General features: G+C 71.9%; 21 protein-coding genes, 1 tRNA gene and 1 riboswitch. Of the genes, 7 read left to right on the top strand and 15 right to left on the bottom strand.

What is annotated here, in order from left to right:
* The 3 genes from ACBJ32_RS19390 to ACBJ32_RS19380 form a co-directional block, all read right to left on the bottom strand.
* Window positions 1–753, bottom strand: a complete 753-nt coding sequence (locus ACBJ32_RS19390; protein WP_375127908.1) for an ABC transporter ATP-binding protein — start codon at window positions 751–753, stop codon at window positions 1–3.
* A 107-nt stretch (window positions 754–860) separates the two neighbouring features.
* Window positions 861–1517: a response regulator transcription factor gene (locus ACBJ32_RS19385; RefSeq protein ID WP_375127907.1), complete on the bottom strand. Its 657-nt coding sequence runs from the start codon at window positions 1515–1517 to the stop codon at window positions 861–863.
* On the bottom strand, window positions 1518–2687 hold the full coding sequence (locus ACBJ32_RS19380; protein ID WP_375127906.1) for a sensor histidine kinase: 1170 nt from the start codon (window positions 2685–2687) through the stop codon (window positions 1518–1520).
* Between the two features lie 166 nt (window positions 2688–2853).
* On the opposite strand from ACBJ32_RS19380, the gene ACBJ32_RS19375 reads away from it, so the two are divergent.
* Entirely contained in the window at window positions 2854–3360 is a 507-nt protein-coding gene (locus ACBJ32_RS19375; protein WP_375127905.1) for a hypothetical protein, read from the top strand.
* A gap of 6 nt (window positions 3361–3366) precedes the next feature.
* Here the strand turns inward: ACBJ32_RS19375 and ACBJ32_RS19370 are convergent.
* Window positions 3367–3449, bottom strand: a tRNA-Leu gene (locus ACBJ32_RS19370).
* A gap of 118 nt (window positions 3450–3567) precedes the next feature.
* Window positions 3568–4041: a thioredoxin-dependent thiol peroxidase gene (gene bcp, locus ACBJ32_RS19365; RefSeq protein WP_357875625.1), complete on the bottom strand. Its 474-nt coding sequence runs from the start codon at window positions 4039–4041 to the stop codon at window positions 3568–3570.
* A 146-nt stretch (window positions 4042–4187) separates the two neighbouring features.
* On the opposite strand from bcp, the gene ACBJ32_RS19360 reads away from it, so the two are divergent.
* Window positions 4188–4517, top strand: a complete 330-nt coding sequence (locus ACBJ32_RS19360) for a DUF3618 domain-containing protein (protein WP_357875623.1) — start codon at window positions 4188–4190, stop codon at window positions 4515–4517.
* Window positions 4518–4529: 12 nt separating this feature from the next.
* On the opposite strand, the gene ACBJ32_RS19355 is transcribed toward ACBJ32_RS19360, so the two are convergent.
* Window positions 4530–5717, bottom strand: a complete 1188-nt coding sequence (locus tag ACBJ32_RS19355) for an amino acid deaminase/aldolase (RefSeq protein ID WP_375127904.1) — start codon at window positions 5715–5717, stop codon at window positions 4530–4532.
* 137 nt (window positions 5718–5854) lie between these two features.
* Here ACBJ32_RS19355 and ACBJ32_RS19350 point away from each other — a divergent pair, with 137 nt between their 5' ends.
* Both ACBJ32_RS19350 and ACBJ32_RS19345 read left to right on the top strand, forming a co-directional pair.
* Window positions 5855–6454, top strand: coding sequence for a DUF6286 domain-containing protein (locus tag ACBJ32_RS19350; RefSeq protein ID WP_375127903.1), 600 nt, complete (start codon window positions 5855–5857; stop codon window positions 6452–6454).
* A gap of 58 nt (window positions 6455–6512) precedes the next feature.
* A complete protein-coding gene (locus tag ACBJ32_RS19345; protein WP_357875617.1) occupies window positions 6513–7007 on the top strand; it encodes a hypothetical protein in 495 nt (164 codons plus the stop codon).
* Here the strand turns inward: ACBJ32_RS19345 and ACBJ32_RS19340 are convergent.
* The 7 genes from ACBJ32_RS19340 to ACBJ32_RS19310 all read right to left on the bottom strand — a co-directional run bounded on the left by ACBJ32_RS19340 (window position 7004) and on the right by ACBJ32_RS19310 (window position 14434).
* Complete coding sequence (locus tag ACBJ32_RS19340; protein WP_375127902.1) at window positions 7004–8380, bottom strand: L-serine ammonia-lyase; 1377 nt, start codon at window positions 8378–8380, stop codon at window positions 7004–7006. The genes ACBJ32_RS19345 and ACBJ32_RS19340 overlap by 4 nt on opposite strands.
* Before the next feature lie 54 nt (window positions 8381–8434).
* Window positions 8435–8824 carry a glycine cleavage system protein GcvH gene (gene gcvH / locus ACBJ32_RS19335; protein ID WP_375127901.1) on the bottom strand — a complete coding sequence of 130 codons (390 nt, stop codon included), beginning with the start codon at window positions 8822–8824 and terminating at the stop codon, window positions 8435–8437.
* On the bottom strand, window positions 8821–9906 hold the full coding sequence (gcvT, locus tag ACBJ32_RS19330) for a glycine cleavage system aminomethyltransferase GcvT (RefSeq protein ID WP_375127900.1): 1086 nt from the start codon (window positions 9904–9906) through the stop codon (window positions 8821–8823). The genes gcvH and gcvT overlap by 4 nt, the downstream gene beginning before the upstream one ends.
* A gap of 130 nt (window positions 9907–10036) precedes the next feature.
* Window positions 10037–10134: riboswitch (glycine riboswitch) on the bottom strand.
* Between the two features lie 110 nt (window positions 10135–10244).
* Window positions 10245–10931 (bottom strand): gamma-glutamyl-gamma-aminobutyrate hydrolase family protein, encoded by a 687-nt coding sequence (locus ACBJ32_RS19325; RefSeq protein WP_357875606.1) that lies wholly within the window; start codon window positions 10929–10931, stop codon window positions 10245–10247.
* A 9-nt stretch (window positions 10932–10940) separates the two neighbouring features.
* Window positions 10941–11705: a 3-oxoacyl-ACP reductase gene (locus ACBJ32_RS19320; RefSeq protein ID WP_375127899.1), complete on the bottom strand. Its 765-nt coding sequence runs from the start codon at window positions 11703–11705 to the stop codon at window positions 10941–10943.
* Window positions 11706–11710: 5 nt separating this feature from the next.
* Window positions 11711–13054 carry an aldehyde dehydrogenase family protein gene (locus ACBJ32_RS19315; RefSeq protein ID WP_375127898.1) on the bottom strand — a complete coding sequence of 448 codons (1344 nt, stop codon included), beginning with the start codon at window positions 13052–13054 and terminating at the stop codon, window positions 11711–11713.
* A gap of 9 nt (window positions 13055–13063) precedes the next feature.
* A complete protein-coding gene (locus ACBJ32_RS19310; RefSeq protein WP_375127897.1) occupies window positions 13064–14434 on the bottom strand; it encodes a glutamine synthetase family protein in 1371 nt (456 codons plus the stop codon).
* 124 nt (window positions 14435–14558) lie between these two features.
* On the opposite strand from ACBJ32_RS19310, the gene ACBJ32_RS19305 reads away from it, so the two are divergent.
* From ACBJ32_RS19305 to ACBJ32_RS19295, 3 genes are read left to right on the top strand one after another with little or no spacing between them, the layout of a single operon-like run.
* Window positions 14559–15263, top strand: coding sequence for a FadR/GntR family transcriptional regulator (locus ACBJ32_RS19305; RefSeq protein WP_375127896.1), 705 nt, complete (start codon window positions 14559–14561; stop codon window positions 15261–15263).
* Between the two features lie 47 nt (window positions 15264–15310).
* Window positions 15311–16063, top strand: coding sequence for a hypothetical protein (locus tag ACBJ32_RS19300; RefSeq protein ID WP_375127895.1), 753 nt, complete (start codon window positions 15311–15313; stop codon window positions 16061–16063).
* A 3-nt stretch (window positions 16064–16066) separates the two neighbouring features.
* On the top strand, window positions 16067–16759 hold the full coding sequence (locus tag ACBJ32_RS19295) for a nucleotidyl transferase AbiEii/AbiGii toxin family protein (RefSeq protein ID WP_375127894.1): 693 nt from the start codon (window positions 16067–16069) through the stop codon (window positions 16757–16759).
* Here the strand turns inward: ACBJ32_RS19295 and ACBJ32_RS19290 are convergent.
* Entirely contained in the window at window positions 16756–18273 is a 1518-nt protein-coding gene (locus tag ACBJ32_RS19290) for a nickel/cobalt transporter (protein ID WP_375127893.1), read from the bottom strand. The genes ACBJ32_RS19295 and ACBJ32_RS19290 overlap by 4 nt on opposite strands.
* A complete protein-coding gene (locus tag ACBJ32_RS19285; RefSeq protein WP_375127892.1) occupies window positions 18270–19469 on the bottom strand; it encodes a tetratricopeptide repeat protein in 1200 nt (399 codons plus the stop codon). Before ACBJ32_RS19285 ends, ACBJ32_RS19290 begins: the two co-directional genes overlap by 4 nt.
* Between the last annotated feature and the right edge of the window lie 63 nt (window positions 19470–19532).

Below are 19532 nucleotides of genomic sequence, written 5' to 3'. Positions count from 1 at the left end.
TCACGCCTCCAGCCGGACGAGGGTGTCCAGCACGCTCTGCGGCGTCGGCGCGGCGAGCTCGGTGACCAGCTCGCCGTCACGCAGGAACACCACGCGGTCGGCGTACGAGGCCGCCACCGGGTCGTGCGTGACCATGACGATGGTCTGGTCCAGCTCGCGCACGGAGGTGCGCAGGAAGGACAGGACCTCGGCCCCGCTGCGGGAGTCCAGGTTGCCCGTGGGCTCGTCGGCGAAGATCACCTGCGGCTTGCTGATGAGCGCCCTGGCCACCGCCACCCGCTGCTGCTGGCCGCCGGACAGCTCGGTCGGCCGGTGCGAGAGCCGGTCGCGCAGCCCGACGGTCTCGATCACCCGGTCGAAGAGCACCTGGTCGGCCTGGCGGCCGGCGATGTCGAGGGGCAGGCGGATGTTCTGCTCGGCGGTGAGCGTGGGCAGCAGGTTGAAGGCCTGGAAGATGAAGCCGATCCGCTCCCGGCGCAGCAGCGTGAGCTGCTTGTCGGTCAGCCCGGTCAGCTCCACGTCGCCGATGTGCACCGTGCCGGAGATGGCGGCGTCGAGGCCGGCCAGGCAGTGCATGAGCGTGGACTTGCCGGAGCCCGACGGGCCCATGATGGCGGTGAACGCCCCGGTGGCGAACGACACGTTCACCCCGCGCAGGGCGTGCACCTGGGCGTCGCCCTGGCCGTACACCTTGGTCAGATCGGTGGCCACGACGGCGGGCGGGGCCTGGCGCCGGGTCTCAGTGAGCGTCACTTTCACTCCTTGTCGCGATTTATAGCCGCGACTCACGCTAGGAGTGGAAATTTTGGATTTTGTGGGCCTTGAGGAGGGACTTCACGTGCGCCGGTGGATGACCCCCGTCAGACTTTCGGCCGATGCGAGGGCACGACCAGCCCGGCCTCGTACGCGAAGACCACCACCTGCGCCCTGTCCCGCAGCCCCAGCTTGGCCAGCACCCGCCCCAGATGCGTCTTCACCGTCGCCTCCGCCACCTCCAGGCGCGCCGCGATCTCCATGTTGGACAGGCCGCGCGCCACCATGAGCAGCACCTCCCGCTCGCGCGGCGTCAGCTCGCCCGCCGCCGACGCCAGCGGGGCGTCGGCCGGGAGCTGCGCGGCGAAGCGGTCCAGCATCCGCCGCAGCGTGGCCGGCGACACCACGGAGTCGCCCGCGTGCACCACCTTGATCGCGTTGACCAGGTCGGCCGGCGGCACGTCCTTCAGCAGGAACCCGGCCGCGCCCGCCCTGACCGCCGCGAAGGCGTACTCGTCGAGGTCGAACGTGGTCAGGATGAGCACCTTCGGCCCGTCGACGTGCCTGGTGGCCTCCACGCCGTCCATGCCGGGCATGCGGACGTCCATCAGCACCACGTCCACCTCGGTGGTCTTCAGGATCTCCAGCGCCGCGACGCCGTCTCCCGCCTCCGCCACCACCTCGATGTCCGGCTGCGCGCCGAGCACCATCCTGAACCCGGCCCGCAGCAGCTCCTGGTCGTCGACCAGCATCACCCGGATCATCTACGCCGCCTTCGCCATCGGCAACCTGGCCAGCACCTCGAAGCCGCCGCCCTGCCGGGGGCCCGCCGACACGGCGCCGCCGTACATGCCGACGCGCTCGCGCATGCCGATCAGGCCGTGCCCGTCAGGACTTTCCTGGGCCGCCGCGCCCCGGCCGTTGTCGGTCACGCGGACGACCAGCTCGGCACCGAGGTAGTCGATCTCCACGGCGGCCTCCACGCCGGGGCCGCCGTGCTTGAGCGCGTTCGTCAGCGCCTCCTGGACGATGCGGTAGACCGTGAGCTGCTGGCCCTCCGGCAGCTCGGCCGGCGGGCCGCCGACCCGCAGGCTGGCCGGTACGGCGGAGCCGCGTACGAGCTGCTCCAGCTGGCCCAGGCCCGGCTGGGGCGTGTAGTCGGTGCTCGCGTCCTCGTTCTCGCGCAGGACGCCCACCAGCCTGCGCATCTCGGCGAGCGCGGCGCGGCCGGTCTTGGAGATGTTCTTGACGGCCAGGCGGGCCTGGTCGAGGTCGCTGTCCAGGGCGTAGCCGGCGCCGTCGGCCTGCACCACCATGACGCTGACGTTGTGGGCCACGACGTCGTGCAGCTCCCTGGCGATCCTGGCCCGCTCGGCCGCCGCCGCCATCCTGGCCTGCTGGTCCCGCTCGCGCTCGGCCCGCTCGGCGCGCTCCTCCAGGCCCTCCAGGTAGCGTCGGCGCGTGTTGGCGTACAGGCCGGTCAGCCAGACCGTCACCACGAAGATCGTGCCGCTGAAGAACATCCCGAACGTGGCCAGCTCCCAGTTGAGCAGCGCCAGGAACACCCCCAGCTCCGCCACCAGGCACGCGGCCAGCGCCCACCGGAACGAGCACTGGTAGGCCACCCCCCACAGCGCGACCAGCACCGCGATGTTGGCGGGCTGCAGATCGACCTGCGCCAGCCACTGCCCGAAGCTGACCAGCGACACCACGGCGAACGAGGTCAGCGGCCGGTCCCGCCACCACAGCGGCACGATCAGCGCCGCCGCGAGCCCCAGGTAACCGGCCAGGTGGAGGAGGACGCTCGCGTCCGGTGGGGCCGTCGACGCGTACGGCACCACTGTGAGGGCGCACAACAACGTCAGGGGGCCCACCCGGAGGAGGCCCGCCAGCTTCGTGTGGCGCCTGGACCACGCCCGTACCCTGCCGAACACATCATCACGATATGCAGCTCAAGCGGGACATTGGTCCGCCTGGAGGCGGAAGTGGGAGTACGACCCAGGTCTTACATGGATTTGCTCTTACATGGGGCTTACGGTGGCTTTGGCATTCTCTATGACTGGGAGCGCCCCCTGTGGGGGCGAGTAAAGGGAGATCGTGATGGCGGATCATGATCGCGACGCCGGGTCGCGCGGCGAAGAGGAAGCGCCGCGCGACCCGACCCCGTCGTCGGAGCCGACCCGGGAGCTGCCCGAGCCGGGCCCGCTCAAGTACGGCGAGCAGGCCGACCGCGCCTACGCCTACATCCCGCCCACGCGGCCGAACCCCGCCTCATGGGAGCGCGGGTCGTCCCCCTTCGGCGACTTCCTGCGCCGCAGGCGGACCCAGGTCATGAGTGCCGGGATGGTCGGGCTCCTCGTCGGCGGCCTGCTCGGCGGCGTCACCGTGGCGGCCTTCAACGACCTCGCCCACGACCACGACAGCCATGAGATGTGGATGCGGGCTCCGGACCGGTGGCAGCAGCATCGCGGCTGGGAACCCAGGCTGCGAGGGCCGGGGTGCTACACAGGTGAGGACCACGGCTACTGCGTGCTGCCGCCGGCTGCCAAGAGGATCCCCGGCGGATCGGCGGAGTACCTGGAACCGGAGCCGGCCTACGGGGGCTGACAGGTGTGCGGGCGGGGGGACTCGAACCCCCACAGTGTCTCCACCAACAGGACCTAAACCTGCCGCGTATGCCATTTCGCCACGCCCGCGCCTTCCCCGCCGCAGCGGGCCGCACACAAGTTTAGCGCTCCGCATGCGAGCCGGAAGCGTTTGCGCGCACGAGAAGACGATCGTCCGGGCCCTCCTGGACGGAGGGCCCACCGGCGGTCAGGACAGGCCGAGCTTCTTCTTCAGCGAGGCCACGTGTCCCGTCGCCTTCACGTTGTAGAGCGCCTGCTCCACCTTCCCGTCGCCGTCGATGACGAACGTCGACCGGATCACCCCCACGACTTCCTTCCCGTACAGCTTCTTCGTGCCGTACGCCCCGTACGCCTGGTGCACGGCCAGGTCGGGGTCGGACAGCAGCGGGAAGGTCAGCGCGTCACGCTCGGCGAACTTGGCGAGCTTCTCCGGCTTGTCCTTCGACACGCCGAGGACGGCGAAACCCTCGGCCGTGAGCTGGCCGAGGTTGTCGCGGAAGTCGCAGGCCTGCTTGGTGCAGCCCGGAGTCATCGCGGCAGGGTAGAAATAGAGGATCACCCGCTTGCCGCGAAAGGTGTCGAGCGAGATGGTGCCGCCGTCGGCGGTGGGTAGCGTGAACTCCGGCGCGGCGTCGCCGGGCGTGAGTCTGGTCTCGGTCAATGGGCCCTCCTACGTTCTTCCCGCCAACCTACCGGCCCGGCCGTTGTGCCGTCCGGCGCGCCGACCTGACAGACTGATCACGACCAGAACGGACGGAGCCCGCTCGGAACGCGGCGCGGGGCACGCGTACGGTCGAAAGGAGAGCCATGGCTGACACCGATCCCGACGAGCTGGAGCGGCGGATCGCGCGGACGCGCGCGGAGTTGGCGCAGACGGTCGACGCCATTGCCGACCGGGTGAGCCCCAAGCGGGTCGCCGAGCGTACGGTGGCCGACGTCAAGAGCAGGGCCGGTCACTTCGTGGCGTCCGTGGGCGACGCGCTGGGGGTGACCCCGCGGCCGGTCGAGTACGGGGACGATCCCGAGCAGGTCTGGGAGGACGAGCGGCCCGAGCTGGGGGCGCTGCTGATCGGGGTCGGCGCGGTGCTGGTCGTGGGGGCGGCCGTCGTGCTGTGGCGCCGCCGCAGGCGCCGCTAGAGGCCCTGGTCCCTAGAGGAACGTGCGGCCCTCGCCCCGGTACGTCGGGACCGGCTCCACCACGGTGTCGCCGTCGACGAGGTGGAGCACGTCGAAGTGCTCGCACAGCTCGCCCGCCTTGGCGTGCCTGAACCACACCCGGTCGCCGAGCCGCAGGTCCTCGGCCGCCTGGCCGAGCAGCGGCGTCTGCACCTCGCCCGCGCCCTCCTCGGGCGCGTAACGCAGGCCGGCGGGCAGGTACGGCTGCGGCGCGCGGACCGGGCCCGCGGGGCCGGAGGCGAGGTAGCCGCCGCCGAGCACGGTCACCGTGCCGGGGCCCGGGCGGCGCACCACCGGCAGGGCGAACAGCGCGGCCGGGCGCCCGGTGAAGCGGCGGTAGAAGTCGAACAGCCGCGGATGGAAGAAGCCGGAGCCCGCCGCCAGCTCCGTGACGGCCTTCTCGCGCGCGGTGAGCTCCACGGAGCCGGTGCCGCCGCCGTTGACGAACTCGAGGTCGGCGAGCCGGCGCACGGCGTTCACGACGCGGCCGCGGCGCAGGATGAGCTCCCGGGCCGAGAGCGCCTGCATGAGCCGGATGAGGCGGGCGCGGGCGGCGTTCGAGGGCGGGGCGTCGCCGACGCCGGCGATCTGCGCCTCGTAGGCCAGCAGCCCCACCAGCCGGAAACCCGGCCGCTTGGCGATCTCGGCGGCCAGGTCGGCGGCCTCGTGCGGCTCGCGGACGGGGGAGCGCAGGGCGCCCGCCCTGCGGCCGAAGGCGACGTACGCGGCGTCGAGGTCGAGGCAGAGCCGGATCTCGGCGCGCGGGCGGGCCGCGGCGACGGCCGCCTCGATGTAGTCGAGGTGGGCGGCCGAGTCGACGGTCACGGTGATGTGCCCGGCGGCGCGCGCGTCCCCCGCCAGGGCGGCCAGCGCGTGCCGGTCGGCCGTGGGGTAGGCCACCAGGATGTCGGTGATGCCGTTCCCGGCCAGCCAGAGCGCCTCGGGGAGCGTGTACGACATGACGCCGCGGAAGCCGTCCATGGCCAGGATGCGTTCGAGCAGGGGGCGGCTGCGGATGGACTTGCTGGCCACCCTGATCGGCTTGCCCGCGGCCCGGCGGACGAGGTCCGCCGCGTTGGCCCGCATGGCGGCGAGATCGACGATCGCGAACGGTGGTTCGAGAGCCGCTGTGGCGCGGTCGTAGCGCTGGCGGTCATCCATACCGGCAGCGTAACCGCATAACGGGCAAAAGAATATGAGCCTTGTTCGCGTTAGTCGCCGTCCCCGTAATGTTCGGGCAAATCGGCGGCGAGGGCGCGGTCCAGGCCGTGCGGGGTGCATGTACGTCTGTCGTTGTGATGACCACGCTTCAGCAGATTCTGCCCGGCGCCGTCGTCGCCCCGCGGGACACCGGGCTGCGCCGGGCGCGCAGGGTGCTCAGGCCGGCGCGTACCGTCCCTGGAGCCCTGGTCGCGCTCGCGCTGGCCGCCGGGCTGGGGGCGACCGCGGCCGAGGTGGTGTCGGCGCTGCTCGGCGCGCCGCTCGGCTGGGTCCCGGTGGACGAGGTGGTCGAGCTCGCGGGCAGGACCACCTGGCCGGACACGGCCACCGCGGCCCTGGTGTCGGCGGGGGCGGGCACGCTCATGCTGCTGCTGGCGATCGTGCCGGGCCGTACGAGGCTGGTGCCGGTGGAGACGTCCGACCCGCTGATCGTCATCGGCATCACCCGCTCGGGCCTGCGCCGCACGCTGTGCGCGGCGGCGCAGCAGGTGGCGGGCGTGGACAAGGCCCGCGTACGCCTGCGCCGGCGCACCATCGAGGTCACCGTCACGACCGGCGCGGAGAGCACCGGCCAGATGCTCAGGCAGGTCGGGACGGCCGTGGGCGACCGCCTGGCGGGCGTCGGCACGCTGGGCACGGGCGAGGTCGTGGTACGCCTGCGCAGGAGGGCCGCGTGATGCCCCGCCGCTCGCCTCGCACGCCGAAGCGCCGCACGCCGGCCGGCAGGGGGCTGTGATGCGTCAGTACGCCGGCAACCGCGCCGGCCTGGCGGTCGTCGGGGCGACGCTGCTGGGCGCGGGCGGGTACGCGTGGCTACGCGGCCACGACCGCTTCTTCGACCTCCCGCCCACCGCCAAGGTCCTGCCCGCCCAGGCGCACCGCGCGCTGGCGGAGGACCCGTGGCCGCTGTGGTTCCTCGCGCTGGGCCTGCTGCTGCTGGCCCTGGTCGCGCTGCGCTGGCTGCTGGTCGGCCTGGGCTGGGGCCGCCGCGGCACCCACAACGGCACGGGCACGGCCATGCTGTTCGTCGGGCTCAAAGGCGTGGACGGGCTGAGCAGGACGGGGGTGCGGGTCGCCGAGGACGGCCTGCGCATCGGCCTGACCTGCCCGGCGGCGGCCGACGTGGGCGCGGTGGTGAGCAAGCTGGACCAGGACATCGTGGGCCGCATCCGGCGCGAGGTCCGCGACGACGACACCCCCACGGTGGTGCGGCTCCACGTGCGGCGCTAGCACTCGATCACGTTGACGGCCAGGCCGCCGCGCGAGGTCTCCTTGTACTTGTCGAGCATGTCCCTGCCCGTGTCCCTCATGGTCTTGATGGCCTTGTCCAGCGCCACGTAGTGCTTCCCGTCGCCGCGCAGCGCGATGCGGGCGGCCGTGATGGCCTTGTTGGAGGCCACGGCGTTGCGCTCGATGCACGGGATCTGGACGAGGCCGCCGATCGGGTCGCAGGTCAGCCCCAGGTTGTGCTCGATGCCGATCTCGGCGGCGTTCTCCACCTGCTCAGGCGTGCCGCCGAGCACCTCCGTGAGCGCGGCGGAGGCCATGGAGCAGGCCGAGCCCACCTCGCCCTGGCAGCCCACCTCGGCGCCCGAGATCGAGGCGTTCTCCTTGAACAGCACGCCGATCGCGCCGGCCGTCAGGAGGAAGCGGACCACGCCGTCGTCGTCGGCGTGCGGGACGAAGCGGGTGTAGTAGGTCAGGACGGCCGGGATGATGCCGGCGGCGCCGTTGGTGGGGGCGGTGACGATGCGGCCGCCGGCGGCGTTCTCCTCGTTGACCGCCAGGGCGAACAGCGTGACCCAGTCCATGGCCTGCAGCGGGTCCTTCTCCGGCGGCTCGGACTGCAGGCGGCGGTGGAGCTGGTTGGCGCGGCGCTTGACCTTCAGACCGCCCGGCAGCACGCCCTCCTTGGAGATGCCGCGGCGCACGCACTCGGACATGACCTGCCACAGGCGCAGCAGGCCCTGGCGGATCTCCTCCTCGGTGCGGCCGAACGCCTTCTCGTTCTCCAGCATCAGCGCGGAGATCGACAGGCCGGTGTTCGAGCAGTGCTTGAGCAGCTCCTCGCCGGTGGTGAAGGGGTAGGGCAGCACGGTGTCGTCGGGCTTGATGCGGCCGGCGCCGGTGGCCTTCTCGTCCACGACGAAACCGCCGCCGACCGAGAAGTAGACCTTCTCCCTGAGCCGCTCGCCGGAGGCGTCGAAGGCGGTGAAGCGCATGCCGTTCGGGTGCTCGGGCAGGGAGATCTTGCGCTCGAAGACGAGGTGCTCGCCGACGACGAAGGGGATCTCGCGGGTGCCGTACAGCTTGACGGTGCCCGACTCGCGCATCGCGGCGATGCGGGCGTCGACGGTGTCCACGTCCACCAGCTCGGGCTTCTCGCCGGACAGGCCGAGCAGGACCGCCTTGTCGCTGCCGTGGCCCTTGCCGGTCAGGCCGAGCGAGCCGTAGAGGATGGCCTCCACGCGCGCGACCCGCTCCAGCAGGCCGTCCTCGTGCAGGCCGCGGACGAACTTGTGCGCCGCCGCCATGGGGCCGCCCGTGTGGGAGCTCGACGGGCCGATGCCGATCTTGAAGAGGTCGAAGACGCTGATCGCCATTGATGTGCGCCCTTCTTGAGAGGCCGGGGCCCGCGCGGGGCCCCGGCGGTTAGGTCAGGACTCGCCCGAGGTGAGAGCGGTGTACTCCTCAGGCGAGAGCAGGTCCTCAGGGTCGCCTTCCACGCGCACCTTGAACATCCAGCCCTCCCCGTACGGGTCGCTGTTGACGAGGCCCGGGTCGTCCACGACGGACTGGTTCACCTCGGTGACCTCGCCGCCGACCGGGGCGTAGATCTCGTTCACGGACTTGGTCGACTCCACCTCGCCGACGGAGTCGCCCTGCTCGACGTTGGCGCCGACCTCGGGAAGCTGCACGTAGACGACGTCACCAAGGGACTCGGCGGCGAAGGCCGTGATGCCGATCGTCACGGTGGCGCTGTCCTCCAGCCCGGCAACCCACTCGTGCTCCTTGGTGTAGCTCAGGTCGTCAGGGATGTTGCTCACTTGTTCCTCCTGTAAAAGGGCAGCTCAACCAGGTCCATAGGTTCATGGCTGCCCCGGATGTCCACGGCCAGGCCTGATTCGGCGCCGGTGTCCACATAGGCCATCGCGATGGGCTTTCCCAGGCTCTGGGAGGGCGCACCGCTGGTGACCTCGCCGACGACGACGCCGTCCTTGGTGACCGGGTAACCGTGGCGCGGCACCCGGCGGGTCCGTGCGACGAGGCCGACGAGCCTGCGCCGGGGCGTGTCGTCCTTGACCGCCTCGAGCGCCGACCTGCCGACGAAGTCGCCCGGCTTGTCGAATTTCACCACCCTGCCCAGGCCCGCGTCGAACGGAGTGAGCTCCGCGCTCAGCTCGTTGCCGTACAGCGGCATGCCGGCCTCCAGCCGGAGCGTGTCGCGGCTGGACAGCCCCGCGGGCTTGAGCCCGTGCGGCTCGCCGGCCGCCGTGATCGCGTGCCAGAGCGGCACGGCGTCCTGGTTCGCCACGAACAGCTCGAACCCGTCCTCGCCGGTGTACCCGGTACGGGCGATCAGCGCCTGCCGGCCGTCCACCTGGCCGGGCAGGCCCGCGTAGTACTTGAGCCCGTCGAGGTCGGCGTCGGTGAGCGTGGCGAGGATCTCCTGGGCGCGCGGGCCCTGGACGGCGATCAGCGCGTACCGGTCCGAACGGTCCTCCACCACCGCGTCGTACGGCTTCGCGCGCTCCCGCAGCTCGCCGGCGACCTTCTGGTAGTTCGAGGCGTTGGCCACGACCATGAACTCCTCGTCACCGAGCCGGTAGACGATGAGGTCGTCGAGCACGCCGCCGCGCTCGTTCACGATCATGGTGTACCTGGCCCGGCCGGGCGCCAGCGCCGACAGGTGCCCGACCAGCGCGTAGTCCAGCGCCTCGCCGGCCTGCGGCCCGGTCAGGAAGATCTCGCCCATGTGCGAGAGGTCGAACAGCCCGGCCGCCTCGCGGACGGCCCGGTGCTCCGCGGACTCGCTGCCGTACCGGAGCGGCATGAGCCACCCGGCGAAGTCGGTGAGGGTGGCGCCGAGGCTCTCGTGAACGTCTCGTAGCGGTGTCGGTCGGGACATTTGTCGCACCTCAGGACAGGAGTGGATGCCAGCATCCTCCCCCTCTGTCATCGATGCCTGAGAGTTTCACCCGACTTTTGCCGGACTTTCACCTTCGGCGAGGCCCGCAGGCCTGCTTTCCAGAGGACACCTCGTCCGCGCGGTCCTTTGCCTTGAGAGGTTCGCGGGGAGGGCTTGCTCCTTCAGGGACCCTGACCGGCTGTCAGGGTGCTCTCCCGCGCGGTTTCGACGGTGATGTCCGTCAGCCTAGTGCCGTTACGGGGCTGTTGTCGCGTTGCGGGCCGGACGTGAACCACGGGGGGCGATCACGTTTTGAGGGCATGCGCCGGTTACTGGCGTCAGCAGGCCCGGACGAGCGCCTCGAACAGCGCGTGGTCCTCGGCCGCCTCCGGGTGCCACTGCACGGCCATGGTGAACGTCCCGGAGGACTCCACGGCCTCGATGGTGCCGTCCTCGGTGGTGGCGGTGACCGTCAGGCCGGGGGCGAGCCGGTCCACGGACTGGTGGTGGTAGTGGGGGACCGTCACCGGCTCCTCGCCCAGCGCCTTGGACAGGCCGGTGCCGGGGACCGGGGTGACGGGCAGGTGCCCGAAGACGCCGGGCCCCGGGCAGTGGTCCGTGTGGCCGACCACGTCGGGCAGGTGCTGGTGCAGGCTGCCGCCGAGGGCCACGTTGAGCACCTGGAGGCCGCGGCAGACGCCCAGGAAGGGCAGCCCGGCGTCGAGGGCGGCCGCGAGCAGGGCGAACTCCGCCTCGTCCCGAAATTTCCGGACGTAGCCGCTGCGTTCGTGCGGCTCCGCGCCGTACCTGGCCGGATCGATGTCGCCGCCGCCTGCCAGGATCAGCCCGTCCAGGCGGCGTACCAGCCCGGCCGGCTCCCCGGCGGGCGGCAGCAGGACCGGCTGGCCGCCGGCCCGCACGACCTGCTCCACGTACGTGTACGGCAGCAGCGCGGCGCGGGTGTCCTGCCACACCGTGAACGAGGCGGTCTCGGCGTAACACGTGATGCCGATGACGGGACCCATGACCGCCCCCTACAGCGGCGTGACGTAGGCGCCGGAGATGCCGCCGTCCACCAGGAACTCGCTGGCCGTGATGAACGAGGCGTCGTCGCTGGCCAGGAACGCCACCGCGGCCGCGATCTCCGACGCCTCGGCGAAGCGGCCCACGGGCACGTGCACCAGCCGCCGCTGCGCCCGCTCGGGATCCTTGGCGAACAGCTCCCGCAGCAGCGGCGTGTTCACGGGCCCGGGGCACAGCGCGTTGACCCGGATGCCCTCCCTGGCGAACTGCACGCCCAGCTCCCGCGACATCGCCAGCACCCCGCCCTTCGAGGCGGTGTAGGAGATCTGCGAGGTCGCCGACCCCATCACGGCCACGAACGACGCGGTGTTGATGATCGAGCCCCTGCCCTGGCGGCGCATGTACGGGATGACGTGCTTGCAGCACAGGTAGACGCTGGTCAGGTTCACCTCCTGGACGCGGCGCCAGGCGTCGAGGCCGGTCTCCAGGATCGAGTCGTCGTCGGGCGGCGAGATGCCGGCGTTGTTGAAGGCGACGTCCACGCTGCCGTACGTGTCGTGCGCCGTCCTGAACATCCTGACGACGTCGTCCTCGCTGGTCACGTCGGCCTTGACGAACAGGCCGCCCACCTCGGCCGCGGCCTTGACGCCCGCCTCCTCGTCGATGTCCGCGCAGACCACCCTGGCGCCCTCGTCGGCCAAGCGGCGGGCCGTGGCCAGCCCGATGCCGCTGCCCGCGCCGGTGATGACCGCCACCCGATCCTGCAACCGCTGCATGTGTGTCACTCCGTTGAGATGAAGACGTTCTTGGTCTCGGTGAACGCCGCCAGCGCGTCAGGGCCGAGCTCCCTGCCGAGGCCGGACTGCTTGAAGCCGCCGAACGGGGTCCAGTAGCGGACCGAGGAGTGGGAGTTCACCGACAGGGCGCCCGACTCGACGGCCCTGGCCACGCGCAGCGCCCGCCCGACGTCGCGGGTCCAGATGGAGCCGCTCAGGCCGTAGGGGGTGTCGTTGGCGATCCGTACGGCCTGCGCCTCGTCCTCGAACCTGACCACCGACACCACGGGCCCGAAGATCTCCTCGGTGAACGCCGGGTCGGTGACCTCGGGGGTCAGGACGGTCGGCGGGAACCAGTAGCCCTTGCCCTGGGGGCAGGACCCCTGCAGGTAGGGGGCGCCGTCGACGAAGCCCCGGACGCGTTCCAGGTGCTCGGCGCTGATCAGGGGGCCCATCTCGGTGGCCTCGTCGAGGGGGTCGCCGACCACGACGCCGCGCACGGCTTCGGCCAGGCGCTCCATGAACTCGTCGTACGCGCCGGCCTGGACCAGGATCCTGGACCGGGCGCAGCAGTCCTGCCCGGCGTTGTCGAACACGGCATAGGGCGCCGTTCGCGCCGCCTTCTCGAGATCGGCGTCGGCGAAGACGATGTTCGCTGACTTGCCGCCCAGCTCCAGCGTGACCCGCTTGACCTGCCGCCCCGCCGTGGCGGCGATCTCCTTGCCCACCTCGGTCGAGCCGGTGAACACGATCTTGGCCACGCCGGGATGCTCCACCAGGCGGGCTCCCGCGACCTCCCCTGCCCCAGGCAGAACCTGGAGCACCCCCTCGGGGAGGCCCGCCGCCAGGGCCAGCTCTGCCAGCCTCAGCGCGGTCAGCGGAGTCCACTCGGCAGGCTTCACGATCACCGTGTTACCCGCCGCGAGAGCCGGGGCCACGCCCCACATCATGATCACCATGGGGAAGTTCCACGGCACGATGATCCCGACGACGCCCAGCGGCTCCTGGAAGGTGAGGTCCACGCCGCCGGGCACCGGGATCTGCTTGCCGTGGTTCCGCTCGGGCGCGCCGGCGTAGAAGTGCAGCACGTCGCGGACGTTGCCGGCCTCCCACCGGGCGTTGCCGATGGTGTGCCCGGCGTTGGCCAGCTCCAGCCGCGCCAGCTCCTCGCCGTGCCCGTCCACCAGGTCGGCGAACCTGCGCAGCAGCCGCGCCCGGTCGCCCGGCGACACCTCGCGCCAAGCCGCCTGCGCCTTCCTGGCACGCTCCACGGCCCGGTCGACCTCGGCCGCGTCGGCGAGCTCGACCTCGGCGACGACTTCCTCCGTCGCCGGATTGACGATCTTCATGTGCTTCCGTCACATCCGTTCGAAACCACGGAACAGCTCCCAGTCCGTCACCGCCGCGTCGAACGCGGCCAGCTCCACCCGCGCGTTGTTCGCGTAGTGCTCCACCACGTCCTCGCCGAACGTCTCGCGCGCCAGCTTCGACCCCTCGAACAGCGCCAGCGCGTCGCGCAGCGTGTGCGGCACGGTCTCGGCGCCGCAGTCGTAGGCGTTGCCGCCGTACGGGTCCTCCAGCGGCAGCTCGGCGTCGATGCCGTGCAGCCCGGCCGCGATCAGCGCCGACACCGCCAGGTACGGGTTCACGTCGCCGCCCGGCACCCGGTTCTCCACCCGCAGCGAGCTCCCGTGGCCGACGAGCCGCAGCGAGCAGGTGCGGTTGTCCACGCCCCACTTGACGGCCGTGGGGGCGAAGCTGCCCGGCACGTACCGCTTGTAGGAGTTGATGTTGGGGGCGTACAGGAGGGTCAGCTCCCGCATGCAGGCGAGCTGGCCCGCGATGAAGCGGGCCCCGAGCGGCGAGAGCCCGTACGGCCCCTCGCCCGCCATCACCGGATCCCCGTCCACGCTCCGCAGGGAGATGTGGATGTGGCAGGAGTTGCCCTCGCGCTGGTTCGGCTTGGCCATGAACGTGATCGACCGGCCCTCCTGGGCGGCGATCTCCTTGGCGCCGGTCTTGTAGATCACGTGGTTGTCGCAGGTGCGCAGCGCCTCGTCGTAGCGGAAGGCGATCTCGTGCTGGCCCAGGTTGCACTCGCCCTTGGCCGACTCGACGTAGAGGCCGGCGCCCTCCATCCCGCGCCTGATGCGCCGCAGCAGCGGCTCGACGCGGGCCGTGCCCAGCAGGGAGTAGTCGACGTTGTAGAGGTTCGCGGGGGTCAGGTCGCGGTACGCGCGCCGCCAGGCGTCCTCGTAGCTGTCGTCGTAGATCACGAACTCCAGCTCCGTGCCCACGTACGCGGCCAGCCCCCGGCCGGCGAGCCGGGCGAGCTGCCTGCGCAGCACCTGGCGCGGGGAGGCGGTCACGTCGCCGCCTTCCTCCCAGGCCAGGTCGGCCATCAGCATCGCGGTCCCCTCGTGCCACGGCACCCGGCGCAGCGTGCCGAGGTCCGGCTTCATCACGAAGTCGCCGTACCCGCGATCCCAGGACGACATCGCGTAACCCGGGACGGTGTTCATGTCGACGTCCACCGCCAGCAGGTAGTTGCAGCCCTCCGAGCCGTGGTGCAGCACCTCTTCGAGAAAGTAGCGCGCCGACAGCCTCTTGCCCTGCAACCTGCCCTGCATGTCGGCGATCGCCAGGAGCACGGTGTCGATGCGGCCCGCCGCCACCTCGTCGCGCAGCTCGGCGACGGAAAGGAACCCGGTGCTCGCTCGATCGCTCACGCTGCCCAGCTCCGATCTGGCCTGAAGCGCTTTCCCGTTAATTGGGCTAGTCTCAGACCATTGATCAGCATGGCGGGATCGCTTGTCAAGACCTGAGGACACGTTGGACGAGTCGGCGCGTTTGATGACGGTGTTGCGCCCTGTCAGGGCGGGCAACGCCTTCGAGGAGACCGTGGAACGGCTGCTCCAGGCGATCAAGCTGGGCGTGGTCCCGCCCGGTCACAAGCTGCCCCCCGAGCGCGAGCTTGCCGTCCGGCTCGGCATCAGCCGGGTGACGCTGCGCGAGGCCATCCGCGCGCTGTCCGACGCGGGCTACCTCGACGTACGCCGGGGGCGGTACGGGGGAGCGTTCGTCACCTACGTGCCGCCCAAGCCGGACGCCGGCGACCTGCGCCAGGCCGTCAACGAGATGGGCATGGCCGAGCTGTCGGACGCGCTCACCTTCCGGCTCGCCGTGGAGTGCGGCGCGGCCCAGGTGCTGGCCGCCTCCGAGCTCGGGGAGGACAAGCGCGCCGTGCTCACGCGCCGGCTTGCCGAGCTGAACGGGGCGGGGCTGGAGGACTACCGCCGCCTCGACACGGCCTTCCACCTGTCCATCGCGGAGCTCACCGGCTCCACCCTGCTCGCCACCACCTGCGCCGACGCCCGCTCGCGGGTCAGCGACCTGCTGAACGCCATCCCGATGTTGCAGGTCAACCTCGACCACGCCGCCGTGCAGCACCAGGCCATCGTGGACGCCATCCTCGCCGGGGACCCCGAGGCGGCCCGGCGGGCCGTGGCCGAGCACCTGGAGGGGACGGCCGCGCTGTTAAGGGCGTTCCTGTCCTGAGTCGCCGGGAACATCCGCAGGCCTCGTACCATCTGAACCAGAGTCATATGGGCAACTGGTTTCAGCAAAGCATCGTCGCCACGGGACGGCTCCCGCTGTTCTGCTACTTCGTCATGCTCATCGCCGCCTTCATCGCCACCCGCATCAACGTCCGCCTGATCAGGGCGAAGGTCGGCTGGTTCCGCAACGTCAACGTGGGGGAGATGCACATCCACCACGTGGTGTTCGGCGTCGTGCTGATGTTAGTCGGCGGGGTCACGCTCATCGTCTCGCCCGGCTCCCAGGTCGGCACCGCCGTCGCGGCCTCCGTGTTCGGCGTCGGGTCGGCGCTGGTGCTGGACGAGTTCGCGCTCATCCTGCACCTGCACGACGTGTACTGGGAGGAGGAGGGCCGCACCTCGGTGGACGCCGTCTTCATCGCGGTCGCCGTGACCGGGCTGCTCCTCATCGGGCTGCGCCCGCTCACCTGGGACTACGGCACCCCCGTCAACCCCGCCGCGCTGATCGTGGCCAACCTGGCGCTGGCCGTCGTCACGCTGCTCAAGGGGAAGATCTGGACGGGGATGGCCGGGTTGTTCGTGCCGCCGATGCTGCTGGTGGGGGCGGTCCGGCTGGCGCGGCCGGGGTCGCCGTGGGCGTACTGGTTCTTCGCCAGGCGCTCGCCTCGCAAGATGGCTCGGGCGATCCATCGGGAGGAGCGGTGGCGGAGGCCGGTGATCAAGGTGAAGATCGCGTTCCAGGAGTTCCTCTCCGGGCGTCATGACCTGCCCTCCACGCGGCGTGGTCGTCGGCATACTTGAGGCATGGCACTCCCGTCGTGGCAGGAGCGACTGCTGCGTGCCGTCTCCCCCGTCTGTGAGCACTACGGCCTGGGGCTCGCCGGCGGCTACGCGCTCAGAGCGCACGGCTTCACCGACCGGCCGGGCAAGGACCTCGACTTCGCCACCGCTGTGGACATGCCGCTGCCCGAGGTCGCGCGGGGCGTGATCGGAGCGTGCCAGGCGGCCGGGCTGGACGCGTCCGTCATCGAGGTCACGCCCCGGATGGGCAGGCTGATGGTCCGAGATCCGGTGACCGGGGAGACCTGCGAGTTCGGCCTCCTGCGCGAGGCGCTCCAGCAACGGCCGGTCACGTGCGGCACGCTGAAGGTGCTCGGCCTCGACGACGCCGTCGGGTTGAAGATGCGGGACGTGCACGAGCGCGGTCTCGCCCGCGACATCATCGACATCGCCGCCGTCTCCCAGCACTACTCCTACCGGGCATTCGAACAGCTCGCCGCCGTGCACCACGAGTTCTTCGCCGTGCACGAGTTGCTTTCGCGGCTGGAATTCGTCGACCTCATGCCGGATGAGGACTTCGAGGTCCACGGCGTGCGCGAGGAGCAGATCGAGGAGATCCGGCGGTTCACGCAGGGCTGGGTGGACGACATCAAGCTGCGCCGGGCCGACGACGGTGACGTCGACCACGACTGCGACGACGTTCCGGAGATCGACTAGAGCGACGCCACCGAACGCAGGGCCAGGCCCGCGCCCAGCAGGACGACCATGGCGGCCGTGCCCAGCGGGGCCAGGCCCGAGAGCCTGGCGGCCAGGCGCCGGCCGGCCGAGGCGCGGGCTTCCAGCCGGTCCACGAGCTTGACCAGCAGCAGGCCCGTGACGGTGAGGGTGGCGGCCATGCCGACGCCGTAGGCGGTCACCAGCGCCACGCCGAACCACGTCCGGCCGAGGGCGATCGCGCCGAGGAGCACGATGAGGGCCGAGGGGCTGGGGACGAGACCGCCCGCCACACCGAGCCCGATGAGGCCCGCCCGCTTGCTCCTGCCGGCGTGAGAGCCCTGCTCGTCGTCACCGTGCCCATGCCCGTGCCCGTGGCCATGCCCGTGCCCGTGGCCATGCCCGTGGCCGTGCCCATGTCCGTGGCCGTGCCCATGTCCGTGCGGGGCGGGGCGGCGGGAGTTGAGGAGGAGGCGCAGGCCGATGGCGGCGATCAGCACGCCGCTGGCCACCCCCAGCCAGGCCAGCACCGACTCCCCGGCCAGCGCCGTGAACACCGTCAGCAGCAGCCCCACCACCAGCACCCCGGCCGTGTGCGTGGCCGTCACCGTCGCGCCCACCACCAGCGCGTCGCGCGGGCGGCCGCGGCGGCCCGCCAGGTACGCCGCCATGACGGTCTTGCCGTGCCCGGGGATCAGCGCGTGCCCTGCCCCGAGCACCACGGCCAGCCCCACCGCCAGCAGCCCCAGCGGCACCGTCAGCGAGTCCGAGCCGATCAGGTTCGTGAACGTCCGGTCCAGGGCGGACAGCGCCTCGCCGATCGGGCCGCCGATCTCGATGCCGAGCCCGCTCCCGCCGGACGGCGTGCCGCCGGTGGGGACCCCGGAGCCGGCGGGCAGGCCCAGGACGGGGCCCGAGGCGGTGAACGTGGCCACGCGCTGGTCGAGCGGGGCCGACAGCAGGTCGTCGGGGTAGGCCCGCAGTTCCTGGCTGATGCTCGTCCCTGGCACCGAGGAGCCGGTCAGGCGTACGCCGTCCCCGGTCGCGGTGATCTCGCGCCAGCCGATCCTGTCCTGTTCGAACCCGTCGGTGAACCTCACGGCCCCCGAGGCGCGGACCTCCGCCACGAGCTGACAGGACAGGCGGCTGGTCTCCAGGCCCCCCTCCCCGGGGGCGTAGGCGAAGGCGGAGCTCGCCACGCGCCACGGCACCGCCCGGCCGGCCACCTCCAGCCGCTGGGCGCTCGCCAGCGCGGCGCAGCGGCGGGTGGCGTAGGCGGCGTCGGCCTCGGGCCTGGCCTGTAGGGTCGGCAGCTCGGCCAGGTCCACGACGGCGTGGTTGCGCACCTGCGCGGGCGCGACCCGCAGGCCGTTGTAGTGGTTGACGGTGAACCGCCCGAGCGGGTGCGAGGCGGTGATCGCCTGCGGCGTGGTTCCCGCCCGGGCCGGGCCACCGAGCAGGACGGTCGCGCACAGCGTGAGGAGCAGGGCCGTCAGGGCGAGCCGGGCCGATCTCATGAGAACCTCGCCAGTGCGGAGAGCGTCGGGTCGAAGCCGGGGTCCACCCGCGCGGAGCGGCCGAGGGCCTGCTCGATCTTGGCGCGGTGGTAGGTGATCAGCGGGTTCCGCCAGCCGGTGGCGGTGGCCTCCCGGGCGTAGCGGAGCGCCTCGGCCGGCCTCCCCGCCTTGTGCAGCGCCCAGGCCAGGGCGTCGGCGGCGACGAGGTTCGGGTTGCGGGCGTACTCGGCCCTGGCGTGCTCGACGGCCCGCGCCGGGTCCCCGTGGTCGGCCAGGAACTCGGCCCACGTCAGGTCGTCGCGCACGCCCGCGGCCTCGAAGAGCTTGCGCTGCGCTTCGAGCAGCGTCCAGTCGGCCTGCCGGCCCGCCTTGATCCGGGTCTCGCCCTGCTCGATGAGGTACTGGGGCAGGGGCAGCCGCTGGACCACGGTCTCGTAGAGGTCGAGCGCCTCGGTGAGGCGGCCGCCGAGTGCCGCGGCCCTGGCCTGGCCGGCGAGGGCGGGCGTGTAGGCGGGGTAGGCCTGCAGGGCTCTGGCGTACCAGCCGGCCGCCGTCTCCAGGTCGCCGGCGTGCAGCGCCAGCTCGCCCAGGTAGTAGCGGCTGTAGGCGAGGTCGGCCGGCGACCAGGCGTCGGCGTGGGCGTACTCGAGGTACTTGCGTGCCCCGTCGCGGTCGCCGCGCAGCTCCGCCGTGTACGAGGCGCGGGCGAAGGCGGCCACTCCCGGGCGCAGGCCCAGCATCCTGTCCACGGCCTGCTGCGCGCCCTTCAGGTCCCCGAGCTGGGTCCTGGCGTCGGCCAGCACGCCGTACGCCGCGGCCCCGTACGGGTTGGCGTCGATGGCGCGCTCGGCCAGCCGTACGGCGTCGCGGAACTCGTGGCGGCCGGCGGCCAGCGCGGCCTGGCCGGTGAGGACCGTGTCGTCGCGGTCGTTCAGCCTGGCGGCCGTGGCGAGCGCGCCTTCCGCCTTGGTGTAGAACGCCGGGTCGCCGGTGACCCTGGCCTGGTCGACGTACTGGAGGCCGAGCTCGGCCCAGCCGCGGTGGTCGCCGGGCAGGCGCTTGAGCCGCTCCTGCAGCGTCTCGCGGCCCGGCTGGCCGGCCGCCGGCGAGGTGGCGGGCGAGGAGGAGAAGGAGACGATCGTGAAGATCATCGCCCCGACGAGGGCGATGCCGGCGAATATCGCGAACGTGCGCATGTGCCAAGGCTCCGAAGCTGGGTGTGGGGCCGGCCGGCCGTGACGGGGAACGCGGCCGGCCGG

Origin of the sequence: Nonomuraea sp. GTA35, from assembly GCF_041950525.1 — a bacterium.
GTDB lineage: Bacteria > Actinomycetota > Actinomycetes > Streptosporangiales > Streptosporangiaceae > Nonomuraea.
Note: the sequence above shows the minus strand (reverse complement) of the source record. Positions and strands in the feature narration are given on the sequence as shown.

Excerpts from the sequence above, each read along its gene's own strand:
- ACBJ32_RS19385 (WP_375127907.1), bottom strand. The coding sequence starts at position 1,517 with ATGATCCGGGTGATGCTGGTCGACGACCAGGAGCTGCTGCGGGCCGGG.
- ACBJ32_RS19375 (WP_375127905.1), top strand. The coding sequence starts at position 2,854 with ATGGCGGATCATGATCGCGACGCCGGGTCGCGCGGCGAAGAGGAAGCG.
- ACBJ32_RS19360 (WP_357875623.1), top strand. The coding sequence starts at position 4,188 with ATGGCTGACACCGATCCCGACGAGCTGGAGCGGCGGATCGCGCGGACG.
- ACBJ32_RS19355 (WP_375127904.1), bottom strand. The coding sequence starts at position 5,717 with ATGGATGACCGCCAGCGCTACGACCGCGCCACAGCGGCTCTCGAACCA.
- ACBJ32_RS19350 (WP_375127903.1), top strand. The coding sequence starts at position 5,855 with ATGACCACGCTTCAGCAGATTCTGCCCGGCGCCGTCGTCGCCCCGCGG.
- ACBJ32_RS19345 (WP_357875617.1), top strand. The coding sequence starts at position 6,513 with ATGCGTCAGTACGCCGGCAACCGCGCCGGCCTGGCGGTCGTCGGGGCG.
- ACBJ32_RS19340 (WP_375127902.1), bottom strand. The coding sequence starts at position 8,380 with ATGGCGATCAGCGTCTTCGACCTCTTCAAGATCGGCATCGGCCCGTCG.
- gcvT (WP_375127900.1), bottom strand. The coding sequence starts at position 9,906 with ATGTCCCGACCGACACCGCTACGAGACGTTCACGAGAGCCTCGGCGCC.
- ACBJ32_RS19325 (WP_357875606.1), bottom strand. The coding sequence starts at position 10,931 with ATGGGTCCCGTCATCGGCATCACGTGTTACGCCGAGACCGCCTCGTTC.
- ACBJ32_RS19320 (WP_375127899.1), bottom strand. The coding sequence starts at position 11,705 with ATGCAGCGGTTGCAGGATCGGGTGGCGGTCATCACCGGCGCGGGCAGC.
- ACBJ32_RS19315 (WP_375127898.1), bottom strand. The coding sequence starts at position 13,054 with ATGAAGATCGTCAATCCGGCGACGGAGGAAGTCGTCGCCGAGGTCGAG.
- ACBJ32_RS19305 (WP_375127896.1), top strand. The coding sequence starts at position 14,559 with ATGACGGTGTTGCGCCCTGTCAGGGCGGGCAACGCCTTCGAGGAGACC.
- ACBJ32_RS19300 (WP_375127895.1), top strand. The coding sequence starts at position 15,311 with ATGGGCAACTGGTTTCAGCAAAGCATCGTCGCCACGGGACGGCTCCCG.
- ACBJ32_RS19295 (WP_375127894.1), top strand. The coding sequence starts at position 16,067 with ATGGCACTCCCGTCGTGGCAGGAGCGACTGCTGCGTGCCGTCTCCCCC.
- ACBJ32_RS19290 (WP_375127893.1), bottom strand. The coding sequence starts at position 18,273 with ATGAGATCGGCCCGGCTCGCCCTGACGGCCCTGCTCCTCACGCTGTGC.
- ACBJ32_RS19285 (WP_375127892.1), bottom strand. The coding sequence starts at position 19,469 with ATGCGCACGTTCGCGATATTCGCCGGCATCGCCCTCGTCGGGGCGATG.